This is a genomic window from Sorangium sp. So ce1504, assembly GCF_051521635.1.
GTDB lineage: Bacteria > Myxococcota_A > Polyangia > Polyangiales > Polyangiaceae > Sorangium > Sorangium cellulosum_B.
Window position 1 is genome coordinate 4001109 of the sequence record NZ_CP150365.1, and the last position, 14243, is coordinate 4015351.

General features: G+C 71.8%; 11 protein-coding genes. 8 read left to right on the top strand and 3 right to left on the bottom strand.

Features of this window, described 5'->3' with window-relative positions:
• Window positions 1–193 precede the first annotated feature (193 nt).
• Window positions 194–1309, top strand: coding sequence for an STAS domain-containing protein (locus WMF39_RS15170; RefSeq protein WP_437746222.1), 1116 nt, complete (start codon window positions 194–196; stop codon window positions 1307–1309).
• Between the two features lie 84 nt (window positions 1310–1393).
• Here the strand turns inward: WMF39_RS15170 and WMF39_RS15175 are convergent, their stop codons facing one another.
• Window positions 1394–1954, bottom strand: a complete 561-nt coding sequence (locus WMF39_RS15175) for an RNA polymerase sigma factor (RefSeq protein WP_437746223.1) — start codon at window positions 1952–1954, stop codon at window positions 1394–1396.
• 168 nt (window positions 1955–2122) lie between these two features.
• Between WMF39_RS15175 and WMF39_RS15180 the strand changes: the two genes are divergently transcribed.
• The 6 genes from WMF39_RS15180 (at window position 2123) to WMF39_RS15205 (ending at window position 9113) form a co-directional block, all read left to right on the top strand.
• Window positions 2123–2803 (top strand): cation diffusion facilitator family transporter, encoded by a 681-nt coding sequence (locus tag WMF39_RS15180; protein ID WP_437746224.1) that lies wholly within the window; start codon window positions 2123–2125, stop codon window positions 2801–2803.
• Between the two features lie 276 nt (window positions 2804–3079).
• A complete protein-coding gene (locus tag WMF39_RS15185) occupies window positions 3080–3352 on the top strand; it encodes a hypothetical protein (RefSeq protein ID WP_437746225.1) in 273 nt (90 codons plus the stop codon).
• Window positions 3353–3681: 329 nt separating this feature from the next.
• Entirely contained in the window at window positions 3682–4020 is a 339-nt protein-coding gene (locus WMF39_RS15190; RefSeq protein WP_437746226.1) for a hypothetical protein, read from the top strand.
• 1 nt (window position 4021) lies between these two features.
• Complete coding sequence (locus WMF39_RS15195) at window positions 4022–5386, top strand: efflux RND transporter periplasmic adaptor subunit (RefSeq protein WP_437746227.1); 1365 nt, start codon at window positions 4022–4024, stop codon at window positions 5384–5386.
• Window positions 5387–5396: 10 nt separating this feature from the next.
• Window positions 5397–8531, top strand: a complete 3135-nt coding sequence (locus WMF39_RS15200; RefSeq protein ID WP_437746228.1) for an efflux RND transporter permease subunit — start codon at window positions 5397–5399, stop codon at window positions 8529–8531.
• 3 nt (window positions 8532–8534) lie between these two features.
• Complete coding sequence (locus tag WMF39_RS15205; protein ID WP_437746229.1) at window positions 8535–9113, top strand: TlpA family protein disulfide reductase; 579 nt, start codon at window positions 8535–8537, stop codon at window positions 9111–9113.
• A 12-nt stretch (window positions 9114–9125) separates the two neighbouring features.
• On the opposite strand, the gene WMF39_RS15210 is transcribed toward WMF39_RS15205, so the two are convergent.
• On the bottom strand, window positions 9126–10733 hold the full coding sequence (locus WMF39_RS15210) for a hypothetical protein (protein WP_437746230.1): 1608 nt from the start codon (window positions 10731–10733) through the stop codon (window positions 9126–9128).
• 151 nt (window positions 10734–10884) lie between these two features.
• Window positions 10885–12012, bottom strand: a complete 1128-nt coding sequence (locus WMF39_RS15215) for a hypothetical protein (RefSeq protein WP_437746231.1) — start codon at window positions 12010–12012, stop codon at window positions 10885–10887.
• Between the two features lie 286 nt (window positions 12013–12298).
• Between WMF39_RS15215 and WMF39_RS15220 the strand changes: the two genes are divergently transcribed.
• Window positions 12299–14197: a hypothetical protein gene (locus WMF39_RS15220; protein WP_437746232.1), complete on the top strand. Its 1899-nt coding sequence runs from the start codon at window positions 12299–12301 to the stop codon at window positions 14195–14197.
• The last annotated feature ends 46 nt before the right edge of the window (window positions 14198–14243 follow it).

The window sequence follows — 14243 nt, forward strand, 5'->3', positions numbered from 1 at the left end:
CCAGGTTCTCGGCCACGAGCGGGGGGTTCTGCGGGACGAGCGCGTGGGGCGGCGGCAGCGCGTCCCGAGCCCCAGAGCGCCGTCTTGGCCGGACCGAGGCCAGTCGTGGCTCGCCCGTCGAGGGCGACGCGCGCCGGGTCGAGCCGGTACACTGCGGCAGGCGGGCGGGTGCGCTCGTGGACTCGGAGAATTTATGAGCACAAGCCCTGAGCTTCTGGACAAGAAGATCCGCGTCGTCGTCGGGGGGATGGCGATCGAGTGGGATATCGAGAACGGGCAGTGCACCTGGGCCGGCGTCCCCTCGGTGTCGATGTTCCTGCCGAGCAGCGTGGTTGGGCTGATGTCCGGCTTCCAGCGGATGGCGGGGACCGAGCGCTTCAACCTCGCCGTGGAGAGCGGCGGGCGGCTCAGCATCGACGACGACTGGACCTACATCTCCGGCTATCCGACGTTCGAGGAGGGCTTCAAGGCGCTCGGCGTCGGCGCGGCCACGGCGGGCTGGGGCGTGTGGCACGTGCTCTCCCTGGACCGGGAGCGGAAGGAGGCCCGCTTCCGCGTGGTGAACGGGTGGGAGTCGGTCTACCAGAAGGAGCTCGACGTCTGCTGGGGCAGCAGCATGATCGCGGGCAAGCTGGCCGGGTTCTGCACCCGGCTCTTCGGGGAGGAGTGCGACGTCGAGCAGACGTCGTTCGCCGCCCGGGGCGACGCCCACGACGAGTTCACGGTGCGCCCCGCCACGACCAGCCTGGAGGACCGGCTGCAGCACCTGCTCGACGAGGAGCGGGCGACGAAGACGGATCTGGCCATCGCGCTGCACAAGCTGAAGCGCGAGGTCGAGGAGCGCGCCCGCATCGCCGAGGAGCTCCAGCGGACCGAGCAGGAGCTCCGCGACAAGCTGTCGTTGATCGAGCGGCAGCAGCACGAGCTCCGCGCGCTCGCCACCCCGATCATCCAGGTGTGGGACGGCGTGCTGACGCTCCCGTTGATCGGCACGCTCGACGGGGTGAGGGCCGGGGTGATCACCGAGGAGCTGCTCGACGCCATCGTCAGGACAGGCTCCCGCTATGCGATCCTCGACATGACCGGCGTGGACAGCATCGACGGCGAGACCGCCGATCACGTGATCCGGATCATCCGCGCGGTCGAGCTGCTCGGCGCCAAGGGGGTCATCACCGGCGTGCGCCCCGCGGTGGCCGCGCTGATCACGTCGCTCGGCCTCGAGCTGTCCGCCGTGACCACGCTGCGGAACCTCCGCGAGGGGCTGCGGATGTGCATCCAATCGCTCTCGGACGAGCGTGCAGCGGTGTGAAGACGGCGGGCGGTGGCGGGCCGGGCCCAACCGGCGAGCTGCGCGCCCGAAGATCTCCCGCCGACGTGAGCGTCCTACGAATCGTCACGACCGCGGGCAACAGCCTCGTTCAGCACAGCCGCAGTCCGAGCAGGACCGTGCCGACGTCGTCCCGCAGTGTTCCTTCAGGCGATCCCTTAACGCTTTTCGGGCGCGGTGCAGCCGCACCATCGCGTTGCCCGGCGTCACGCCGAGCTCGGCCGCAACGTCCGTGACAGCCATGCCATCGACGATGACCCGCTTCAGGATGAGCGCGTACTCGGGCTTCAGTTGTTCGGCCTGAACGAGCACGCACCAGCAGTCGACGCCGTCGTCCCCGACGGGCGCCAGCTCGAGCTCATCGACCGGTAGCACCACGTCGTGCTTCCTGCGCAGCTCGTCGAGGAGGACGTTGTGCACGACGCGCCCCACCCACGCCGCGGCTCGGGCGGGGTCGCGCACCTGGTCGCTGCGGTCCAGCGCTCGTTCGATTGCGCGCTGGAGCACCTCCTCGGCGTCGACGCCTGCCCTTGCTCTGCGCCGCACGCTCTCCAGCAACGCGCTGCGCTGGGTCGCCAGGGCTTCGCGCACGGCATGGGCCGCTCGGGTCCGCTTGTCGGAGTCCATGGCACCTCCGATTCTGCTCCCGACGAGCTCCTCTCTCAACCGTTTCAGAGAATTCTGCGGCGCAGCGAGACGCGCGAGGGCGTCCGCGAGCCCGCGCGACCCGGCTCCCAGCATCCGCGTAAGGTTGGAGGGGTCGGCTCGTCGATCCTTGCGAGGTGGAGATCCGCGATGGAGATGACCGAGGAAGCGACCTGCAACCACTGCACGACCTGCTCCACAGGGACGGAGGAGCGAGGCCGGCTGGAGCACGTGAAGCGAGCGCTGCGGCTCGAGTACCTGACCGTCAGCTGGAACATCGTCGAGGGCGTCGTCGCCGTGACGGCGGCCCTCCTCGCCGGGAGCGTCGCGCTCCTCGGCTTCGGCATCGACAGCTTCGTCGAGTGCGCCTCGGGCTTCGTGATGATCTGGCGCCTCCGCGCGGAGACGGCGCTCCGGCTGTCGAGCGAGGCGATTGACGCCGTCGAGCGCCGAGCCCAGCGGCTGGTGGCCGTGTCGTTGTTCCTGCTGGCTGCCTATGTCGCCTTCGACGCCGTTCAGGCGCTCCGGGACGGCGAGCGGCCCGAGTTCACCCTGGCAGGTGTGGGGATCACCTGCCTGTCGCTCGTCGTCATGCGCTGGCTGGCGCGCGCGAAGCGTCGCGTGGCGCGGGACCTCGGCAGCCGGGCCATGGAAGCGGATGCCTTCCAGACCACCGCCTGCGTGTGGCTGTCGTGGGCAACGCTCGCCGGGATCGGGCTCAACGGGGCGCTCGGCTGGTGGTGGGCGGACCCGATCGCCGCCTTGTTCGTGGCTGCGTTTGTCATGAAGGAGGGCGCCGCGACGTGGCGCGGCGATCACGGCTGTTGCTGAGGGGGTCTCCTGGCCCAGTTCAGATATGCTCTCCGGATGCCAGGGTCGCGGCGCTGCTCCCTCGTGCAGGCGCCTCACCGAGATCCTCCAAGCGTCGCGTGCCGCGCCCGTTCGCACGGCGCCGACGTCGGGCGGCCCCGGCGTCTGTTGGTGCTCGCGTCCCTCGGTTCACATGGTAGGCTCAGTCGGCTCGTGACCCGGCAGCGAAGGCAGCATCCCCGATCCCGATGGCCCCGGCGGCTCATCCGGCTGCTCTCCCTGCTCGTGCTTGCCTTGGTGACGAGCCAGCTGACCGCGGCGTACGCCTTCGTGGCCGTCGATGACTGCGGCGAGTCGTGTCCCGACGATGACGACCAGGGGGACTGCCCCTGTCCCCTGGACTGCGCCTCGGGGTGCTGCGCGGCGAGAGTCCCGGCGGTCCCGCCCTCGCCCAGCGTTCCGGTCTTGCTGGCGCCGTCCTCCGCGGAGCTCCTGCTGCTCCTGCCCCAGCGCGCGCCCCCGTCACCCGAGGCGCGGGAAGTGCTTCACGTCCCAAGGCGCCTCGCCTAGCACGGCGCTGATGGCCGCTTCGCGGCACGAGCCGTCGATCGCGCTTCTGCGAGCTCCACGTGGGCCTTGTCCGCCCTCGGTGGCCTCAGCGGATCGCGGCGTGGCTCAGCGCCCTGGTGGATCCGAGCGGAGGGCGTGATCGCGGCGCGTCGTCGCGCGCCCGCTCCAGCGCGCAGGTTCAGCTCTGATCTACCCAGCTTGCGCGTCACGCTCGCGGGCAGGTCGGCGGTGGCGCTGCGCTGAGCGGCGGCGCGCTGGCGCGCGAGAGCGACCGCATGCCCGAGACTCGTCCGTCACGTGACGTTGTGAACAACAAGGAGAAAAAGCCCATGAAGTTTCGTTCCATCTCGCTCGTGATCTGCGTCTTCGCCCTCGGTGCTGCGTCGTGCTCGAAGGAGGCGCCGAGCGCCGGCAAGGCCGCGCCCGAGCAGACGCAGGCGAAGGCGGCGCAAGCGCCGCACGCGCCGGCCGACGTGAAGCCCGGCTCCCACGAGGACTGGTGCGGAGAGCACCAGGTGCCCGAGTCGCAGTGCACCCGCTGCAACGCGGATCTGATCCCGGCCTTCAAGGCCACGGGCGACTGGTGCGCGGAGCACGGGCTGCCCGAGTCGCAGTGCCTGAAGTGCAACCCCGATCTGAAGATCGTCAGGCCGCCGAAGGGGAGCTGATATGGCTCATCGTACCTACGTCATCGTGCTCCTGCTCCTCGCTGCTCTCGCGGGATGCGAAACGCAGGGGGCCGAGAGGGCTGCGCAGGAGAAGGCCGAGGCGAAGCCCAAAGCGGCGGCGGCCGTCGAGGGCGCCTTGTGCAAGGAGCACGGCGTGCTGCAGGCGCTCTGCACGAAATGCAACCCGAAGCTCGTCCCGATCTTCCAGGCCAAGGGAGACTGGTGCAAAGAGCACGAGCTCCCGGAGTCCATCTGCCCCATCTGCCACCCCGAGCGCGGAGGCAAGCCGGCGGCCGACGTGGCGAGCGACGGCGCGCCTGCCGACGGGACGAAGGTCAAGCTCAAGACCAAGGACACGGCCCGGCTCGCCGGGATCCTCACCGCGAAGGCCGTCGAGCGTCAGGGCGGCGGCGGCATCCCCGTGACCGCGAGGATCGCCTACGACGCGCTCAAGGTCGCGGAGATCAACGCCCGCGCCGCGGGGGTCGTCCGGCAGCTCCACGTGGACGTCGGCGCGGAGGTCAAGAAGGGCGCGCCGCTCGCGGTCATCGACAGCGCCGAGGTCGGGGCGGATCGCTCGCGGCTGGCCAGCGCGCAGTCGCGCCTCACGATCGCCGAGGAGAACCTGAAGCGAGAGGAGCAGCTCGAAAAGGAGGGGATCTCGTCGCGCCGGAGCGTCCTCGCCGCGCAGCAGGAGCTCGACGCCGCCCGCGCCGAGCGCTCCTCGTTCGCGGCCTCCCTGGCCGTCGTTGGCGCGAGCGCGGGCGGCAGCGGGGGCTACACGCTCACCACGCCGCTCGCCGGCATCGTGACCGAGCGCAAGGCGACCGTGGGCAGGCTCGTCGGCGTCGAGGAGACCCTGTTCGAGGTCGTCGACGTCTCGAGCATGTGGGCCGAGCTCGACGTCCCCGAGACCGACCTCCCGGCCGTCTCGCTGAAGCAGCCCGTTGTCATCGAGGTCGACGGGATCGCGGGGCGCGAGCTCAAGGGGGAGATCACCTACGTGGCGCCGGCCATCGACCCGGCCACGCGCACCGCCAAGGCGCGCGTGCCGCTCGCGAACCCGGGCGGCGCGCTGCGGGCCAACATGTTCGGCAGGGCGCGCATCCTCGCCCCATCCCGCGCGGCGGTCGTGGTGCCCCGCGCGGCCGTGCAGCGCGCGAGGACGGTGAAGCTCGTGTTCGTGCGGCTCGCGGACGACCAGTTCGAGGCGCGGCGGGTCGAGATCGGGGCGACCGAGGGCGATGTCGTCGAGGTGACCAGGGGCGTGCGCCCGGGCGAGGAGGTCGCGACCGAAGGGAGCTTCCTGCTCAAGACCGAGACCCTCAAGGAGAGCATCGGCGCCGGCTGCTGCGGCGAGGACTGAGGCGCGCGCGATGCTGAACGCCGTCATCACCTGGTCGCTCCGCCACCGTTTCCTCGTGATCCTGGCCTCGATCGGCCTCTCCCTTGCGGGCGTCCTGGCGTTCCGTCAGCTGCCGATCGACGCCTTCCCGGACACGACGCCGGTGCAGGTGCAGATCAACACCGTCGCCCCGGCCCTCTCTCCCGTCGAGATCGAGCGCCAGATCACGGCCCCCGTCGAGCAGGCCATCTCGGGCCTGCCCAGGCTCGAGGAGGTCCGCTCGCTCTCCCGCTTCGGCCTCTCTCAGGTCACCGCCCGCTTCGAGGACGACACGGACATCTACCTGGCCCGCCAGGTCGTCATGGAGCGGCTCCAGACCGTGACGCTGCCGCCGGGGATCCATCGCCCGGAGCTCGGCCCGGTCGCCACCGGGCTCGGCGAGGTGTTCCACTACGTGGTCACGGGCAAGGGCAAGTCGCTGAGCGAGCTGCGGACGGTCCACGACTGGGTCATCGCGCCGCAGCTCCGCTCGGTGCGCGGCGTGGCCGAGGTGAACGCGTGGGGCGGCGATGAGCGGCAGATCCAGGTGCTCGTCGACCCGGCGGAGCTCACCGCGCGCGGGCTCTCGCTCCACGACCTCTCCGAGGCCCTGGAGCGCAACAACGCCAACGTGGGCGGGGGCAACCTGGACCAGGCCGGCGAATCCAGCCTGATCCAGGGCATCGGCATCGCCACGCGCGTGAGCGACATCGAGGACATCGTGGTCGCCGCCAAGGGCGGGGCGCCCATCCGGGTGCGCGACGTCGCCCGGGTGGGCGAGGGGCGCGAGATCCGGCGGGGCGCGGTCACCGCCGACGGCAAGGGGGAGGTCGTGCTCGGTCTCGGCTTCATGCTGATGGGCGAGAACAGCCACGACGTCACGACGCGGCTCAAGGCGCGCCTTTCGGAGGTCGAGAAGAGCCTGCCGCCAGGGGTCGACGTCGCCGTCGTGTACGACCGCACCGAGCTCATCGACAAGGTGCTCGGCACCGTAAGGAAGAACCTGCTCGAGGGCGCGCTCCTGGTCGTGGCGGTGCTCTTCGTCTTCCTCGGCAACCTCCGCGCCGGGCTCATCGTGGCCTCGGCCATCCCCCTGTCGATGCTCTTCGCGTTCGACCTCATGCTGCGCGCCGGCGTCGCCGGGAGCCTGATGAGCCTCGGCGCGATCGACTTCGGCCTCGTCGTCGACAGCTCGGTGATCATGGTCGAGAACTCGGTCCGGCGGCTCTCGGAGGACACGAGCGACCGGAGCACGACAGAGGTCGTGCGCGACGCCTCGATCGAGGTCCGCAAGCCGACGATGTTCGGCGAGCTCATCATCATGATCGTCTACCTGCCGATCCTCGCCCTCGAGGGGGCGGAGGGGAAGCTGTTCCGGCCGATGGCGCTCACCGTGATCTTCGCGCTCATCGGCTCGATGATCCTGTCGCTCACGCTCATGCCGGCGCTCGCGAGCCTGCTCCTGCCGCGCCGCATGAAGGAGCGCGAGAACGTGCTCGTGCGCCTCCTCAAGCGGGCCTACCGGCCCGCGCTGCAGCTCGCGCTGCGGTGGCGCTGGGCGGTGCTCGCCGGGGCCGCGCTGCTCCTCGGCAACGCGGCCTTCCTCGCGACGCGGCTCGGCGCCGAGTTCGTGCCGCGGCTCCGTGAGGGCACCCTCGTCGCCAACACCGTGCGGCTCTCGGGGGTCTCGGCGGGCGAGTCGATCCGCTACGGCACCCGGCTCGAGCGGGTCCTGCTGGAGAGGTTCCCGGACGAGATCGAGCGCGTCTGGACGCGCACGGGCACCGCGGAGGTGGCGACGGACCCGATGGGGCTCGAGCTGTCCGACATGTTCATCACGCTCAAGCCGCGGGAGGCATGGAAGCGCGCTGCCACGCAGGACGAGCTCGTCCAGGCGATGGAGTCCGAGCTCGCGGGGATGCCGGGCATGCGCGTCATCTACACGCAGCCGATCGAGATGCGGGTCAACGAGATGGTCGCGGGGATCCGGGCCGATCTCGGGGTGAAGCTGTTCGGCGACGACTTCGACACGCTCAAGCAGAAGGCGCGCGAGATCGAGGCCGCCCTCAAGAAGATCCCCGGCGCCGCGGACGTCGTGACCGAGCAGGTGACGGGCCAGCCCGTGCTCGAGATCGAGGTCGACCGCGCCGCCATCGCCCGCCACGGCATCGCGGCCGCCGACGTCCTGGATGTCGTCGAGGCCCTCGGCGCGCGGGAAGTGGGGCAGCTCCAGGAGGGCGAGCGCCGCTTCCCCGTGGTGCTGCGCGTCGATGATCGCTACCGGGAGGACCCTGCCTCCATCGGCCGCATCCTGGTCACCGCGGCCGGCGGGGAGCGCATCCCGCTCGCGCGGCTCGCGAAGATCCGCACGACCGAGGGGCCGGCCGCGATCAACCGCGAGTGGGCCAAGCGCCGGATCGTCGTGCAGGCGAACGTCCGGGGCCGCGACGTGGGCACCTTCGTCGAGGAGGCGAGGGCGGGGCTCGATCGGGAGGTCGAGCTCCCGCCCGGCTACTACGTCCGCTTCGGCGGGCAGTTCGAGCACCTCGAGCGGGCGCAGGCGCGCCTGCTCGTCGTCGTGCCCATCGCGCTCGGGCTGATCCTGCTGCTGCTCTACTTCACGTACGGGCGGCTCCTGGATGCGGTCCGCGTCTTCACGGGCGTCCCGTTCGCGGCGATCGGCGGCGTCGTCGCGCTCTGGCTTCGCGATCTGCCCTTCAGCATCTCCGCGGGCGTCGGGTTCGTGGCGCTGTCGGGCGTCGCGGTGCTCGGGGACATGGTGCTCGTCTCGACCATCCGGCAGCTCACCGCGGCCGGGATGCCCGTGCGGGACGCCATCGAGCTCGCGGCCGAGCGGCGCCTCCGCCCGGTCCTCATGACGGCGCTTGTCGCCTCCCTGGGCTTCGTGCCGATGGCGCTGAACACGGGTGTCGGCGCCGAGGTCCAGCGCCCGCTCGCGACCGTCGTGATCGGCGGCGTGATCTCCTCCACGCTGCTCACGCTGCTCGTCCTGCCGGCGCTCTACAGCGTGGTCGGCGGGAGGCTCCGCGCGGACGCCGCGGGCGAGGCGGGCGCCTCCGAGCCTCCGCGGCGCGCCGGCCCGGCCCTGTCGCCTGCGGCGGAGTAGCCGGTGCGCGCGCGCTCCCGCCTCCGCACGATCGCCGTCACCGCGGGCGTCCTGATCCTCGTCCAGGCGCTCGCGGTGGGGCTCTACTGGGCCGTGGAGCGCCGCCGCGGCGCCGGGCGGCCAGGTCGCCCTTTCGCTGTCGAGCGGCTCCACGACGGCCAGCGCGTGCCCGACGCTGCTTTCGAGCAACCGGACGGGACCTCGCTTCGCGCCGCCGCCTTGCACGGCCGGCCTGTGCTGCTCCACTTCTGGGCCACCTGGTGCGGCCCCTGCCGCGCCGAGCTCCCGCGCTTGCTGGAGCTCGGCCAGCAGCTGGAGAAGGCCGGGAGGCTCCAGGTCGTGGCCGTGAGCGTCGACGAGAACTGGGACGTCGTGCGCGCCTTCTTCGGGGGCGAGGTCCCTCCCGGCGTCGTGCGGGCCGGATCCCCTGCGGTGCAGCAGCGGTTCGGGGTCTCGACGTTGCCCGACACCTTCCTGGTGGAGGCGGACGGCAGGATGTCCCTCCGCTTCACGGGCGCGAGGGACTGGCGAGCGCCCGAAGCGACAACGCTGCTGCTTGGACAGGAGCGGCCAGCGCCCTGATCGCGCTTCCCGCTACTCGGCGCCCCCGGCGGACACCGACGAGCCATCGAGGGAGCCGCCTGCGCCATTGGTGCCGCCTGCGCCATTGGTGCCGCCTGCGCCATTGGTGCCGCCTGCGCCATTGGTGCCGCCTGCGCCATTGGTGCCGCCTGCGCCATTGGTGCCGCCTGCGCCACCCGAGGCATCCGTGCCGCCGGTGCCATCCGTGCCGCCCGCGCCATTCGTGCCGCCCGCGCCATTGGTGCCGCCTGCGCCACCCGAGGCATCCGTGCCGCCCGTGCCATTCGTGCCGCCTGCGCCGCCCGCGCCATCCGTGCCGCCCGCGCCACTCGTGCTGCCTGCGCCACCCGCGCCACTCGTGCTGCCTGCGCCACCCGAGGCATCCGTGCCGCCTGCGCCGTTCGTGCCGCCTGCGCCGCCCGCGGCATCGGCGCCGCCCGTTGCATCGGCGCCACCGGTGCCATCCGCGCCGCCCGTTCCACCGGCGCCGCCACCACCACCCGCACCACCTGTCCCTGGGTCCTCCAGGGGGAAATTCTCGTCGAGGCACAAACGGCCTTCAGGCGTCAAGGTGCAGACCTCGCCGTTCGCGCAGGCCCTCTGGCCCTTCGGGCACTTCGTCACTCCGAAGAGGCAGAATCCGTTGGTCTCCTCTCCGAGGAACACACACGAGGCGTGCGGCAGCAGGCAGTCGCTGTGGCTGTTGCACGCGGGCGCGCACAGACCGAGGTCACCAACCCCGGGATCTTCCGCCAGAGGATACACGCAGAGGCCGTTCTCCAGCCCTCCGCAGTCCTCGTTGGCGACGTCCCCGCCGATCCCGCACAGCTCGGCGCACACGCCGACGTCGGCGCCGATGTCGATGCACCACGCCGCGCAGGGATCCGTGCCGTCGGCTTCGAGCGCGCACGCGGCGCCTGCCGGCAGCCCTTGCGTAGGCTCGTCGACGCAAAAGTTCATGCGGGGATCGCACACCCGGCCGCCGCACTGGCTGTCCGATCCGCAGTTCGGCATGCACACGGACACATCCTCGATGTCCTCGCAGCGCAGCTCCTCGCGGCCGCGGCACTTCGCCGGATCGAGCTCGTCGACGATGGTCTCGAGCGGGGGCTCGCCCGAGGTGCAGCCGAGAAGACAGAGGCCGTCGAAGCACGCGCTGCCTTCGCCCTCACAATCGCTGTCTCCGGTGCACGTGGTCGTGCAGTACCCGCCCGCCGGGCCTCCGCCGAGGAACTCGTCGCCCGACTCCGTGAAGCAGAGGCCACGCCGGCCGCAGTCCGCGTCCTTCTCGCACCGGGCGCCGAGCCCCCGCCCTTCGCCGGAGCCTCCGTCACCGGAGCCGCCGTCGCCGGAGCCGCCGTCGCCGCCCCCGGCGCCGCTCTGGGCGCTGGAGCCGCCGTCGTTGCCGTCGGAGCCGCCGTCGCCGGAGCCACCGTCGCCGGAGCCGCCGTCGCCGGAGCCGCCATGGCCCGCCGCGCCCGCGCCGTTGCTGCCGGCGCCCGCGCCGTCGCTCGTCGATGTGCCTCCCGCGCCGTCGTCGGAATCGTCAGAGCAGCCGAGAAATCCCGTCGAAAAGGCGACCGTGGTGAGCAAAGCCGCCGCAATTCTTCGCACTCTCATCGCTGTCACCCGAACCAGGAGGCCGTGCCCCCATCGGGCGCGCCATCGACTGATTCACAGACGGTACCGGAATCGGCGCCTCTCCAACATCGGCAAACCGCCTTGTGCCGGCGTTCGCGGCCCCCCGCCGGCCCACCCGGGCGCGGCCCGCTCAGAGCCGCACGAGCAGCCCCAGAAACCCGGCGAACGTCGGTCTCCCCGCGGTGCCGAGCCGCTCGCCGCCGAGCGTCACGACGGCGCGGGGCTCGGCGAAGATCGCGTGTGCATCCACCAGGAGGGTTGCGCGGTCGGTCAGGCGCAGCCCGGCGCCCCCGCCCAGGGCCGCGGCGACCGACCAGACATCGCCCGTCGCGCTCCGCAGCGGCGGCAGGGGATCACCGCTGACGAACAGGTGAATTCCGCCCACGCCGGCCGAGAGCACAGGCGAGATCGCGCCGCCCGTGTCCAGCGCCCATACCGCCTCCAGAAAGGCCATCTCCTGACGGACGGACACCGCGCCGAGCTCGCCCTCGAGCGTAGGCCCCAGCGTCGGCCCGGCGAACGTCAGCCGCGCCGCGAGCCCCGCGGGCAGCGCGCCGCCGCGGCCGTCCGCGCCGACCCCGTACGACAGCCGCAGCGCGGGCCCCAGCGCCGGCCCGACGCCGTCTGCGCTCAGGAGCGCCACGAAGCCGGCCTCCACGCCCACGCCCGCGAGCATCCCGGCCCGCTCCGGCGCAGGGGGCATCCCGGCCCGCTGCCGGACCGGCGCCATCCACCGCCGCACGTCGTCGGGAACGGCGGCGCCGCCGTCCTCCGCGGCGCGCCCGTGCGGCTCCTGCAGGCTCGCCTCCAGCAGGCTCGCCTGCAGGAGCTCGACCGCGCGCACGGCCATCACCGACGGCGCCGCCGCGCCGGCCGCCTCCACGGCGCGCACCACCGTCTTCTGCGTCACCCGATCGACGATCCAGAGGTCGGCGGTCGCGCCCGTCCGCGAGCGGACGATCGTCGCGGCCGCGAACGCGTCTGCCTCCTTCGCGGCGCGCTCCAGCCCTGCGCGCAGATCGCCCTCGGGCGCTCGCATGACGCGCACCACCTCGAACCCCGCCGCGCCGAGCTCGGCCCGCAGCCGCGTCGCCGCCTCGAGCACGAGCGGGTCGTTCACGCCGGCCTCGACGATCACCACCCGTGACGCGGCCGCCTCGGCCTTCCGTGAGGGCGCGCCGGGCGGCGCCGCGTCGGCCCGCGCCGCGGCGGGCGCCGACGCGAGGAGGAGCCAGAGCAGGAGAGTGAGAGAGCGCACGCGCCAGGGCTCTATCAGATCGCAGCCGGGGGTGGAGGCGCATCGCAGCGAACGGGGAGGGGCAGGGGGAGGGGAGGGGGCATGGGGCCCCCGTGACGTACCCGAGGAGCCGAGCCACGGGATCCCGCAGCGTCCGTCCGGACGGGCCACGACCGGGAAGACCTCCACGATGCGGCGCGCTCTCGCGGAGGAGCGTCGATGGGCATAAGCTCGACTGGGCCCCAACCTGTCGTCGAGTCGCCGCCGCAGGGATCAGGGGCGACCGCGCCGATCGAGGGGAAACGCCATGGCAGATGGGGAGCTCGAGGATCTGCAGCAGCTGCCGTCGCGCCAGCACAGCGGCTCGGATTCGAAGCGCGACGGCGGTCCGCTGGTGCTCGTGAGCCCGACGACCGGGGGGCGGCAGGGGCAGTCAGGCCATCAGGAGGCCTCGCCGGAGGCAGGGCAGGCTCCTTCCAGGCCAGAGCGGGCGCGGCGGCCGCCCTGCGGGCGAGGGGACGCACGGCAGGCGCCGCCCGCCGAGGAGATCGAGCTCGTCAACAAGACGGCTCGCCGGATCTGCATCCGGCGCGATGGCAGCGATCTCGTCGTGGCGCCTTTCGACGTGGTGCGCACGACGGAGACGGCGGCGCAGGGGCTGGATCTGAGCGTCTGGCTCGAGCGTGGTTATGTGGAGAAGCGCGCCCCGGTCCACGCCGAGGAGCCGAGCCTCGACGCCGCCGCCATCGCGGGGGTGCTGGTCCTCGGGGGGCTCACGTCGCTGTTCATGGTCACGCTGGACGGCTGGGCCCGCCTGGCCTTCGGCACGGTCGGCGTCGGGATGATCGCGTTCACCGTGTTCCCGTCGCTGGAGCGCTGGGCCCGGCATCGCCATCGCAGCACCGCGTTGATGCTGCGCGACCAGTTCTGGCGCGCGATCGGCATGCTGGCGGTGTGCCTGGTGGGGTTCGGCATCCCCGCCGCCACGGTCCTCTTGCAGGCCGAGACGCGCCTTCACGAGATCTTCACGTTATCGATGCGCAGCATGGCGCTGCTGCTCCTCTTTGCGCTGTTCATCGGCGCCGCGGCGACGTTGCCCGCGCTCCTGTTCTTTCTGTTCGCGGAGCAGCGCCGGAACGTGGTGAAGGAGCAGTTTCACCGCGACGTGCTGCGGCTCGACCCCGCGCTCCGCACGATCGACGAGGCGGAGCGGGCCTATTCTCCGCTGATGAAGGACGCGCTGGACACCCGGCGCGGTCCGCTGTTCTTCGTCCCGATCATCCTCAGCACGTTCCTCCTCTCGGTCGGCTGGGTGATCTCGGCGCTGCCGACGGTGGCGTCCGTGGCGGAGACGCTGGGGGACAAGCCGGTCGAGCTTCACTCCCTGTTCATCCCCAACCGGACCGCCTTCACGTTCGCGTTCCTCGGGACGTATTTCTTCGCGCTCAACATGGTATTCCGCCGCTATGTGCGGGCGGATCTCGGGCCCAAGGCGTACAGCCACATCTCCGTGCGCATCATCATCGCCACGATCCTGGCCTGGGTCATGAGCAAGACGTTCGAGGGCGCCTCGCCGTCGGGCGGCGCGGCGCCCATCGACAACGCGCCCTGGCAGCTGCTCGTGCTCGCCTTCTTCATTGGCATCGTCCCGGACACCGGGCTCGCCGTTCTCCATGACCTGCTCAAGACGCGCATGGTCACGTTCTTCGTCCCGACCCTGAAGGACCGCGACCCGCTGACCCATCTCGAGGGCATCACGCTCTACGACAAGGCGCGCCTGCTCGAGGAGGGCATCGAGAACATCGAGAACCTCGCGCACCACAACCTGATCGAGCTGATCCTGCGCACGCGCATCCCGGCCCCGCGCCTGGTCGACCTCGTGGATCAGGCGATCCTGTATCTCCACGCGCGAGACGAGGCCGAGCCGTCCCGGAACGCGCCGTCGAGCATCCTTTCGAGGCTGAAGGCGCATGGGATCCGCACGGCGACCGATCTCGAGCTCTGCATGGCGACGCAGGAGACGCGCGACGCCGTGATACGGCTGTCCTCCGAGTCGCGCATCCTGCTCCTGCTCAGCGCGCTGCGGGACGACGAGTGGATGCCGCAGCTCCGGAGCTGGCGCGAGTTCCGCAAGACCTACGAATACGCCTACACCGTCGAGCAGCTCACGCCGCTCTCGCCCGAGACGAGGCCCCGGGCGGCGTGACCGCGCGCGGCGCGGCGCGGCCCTCCGGCGGAACGGGGCTGGCCGC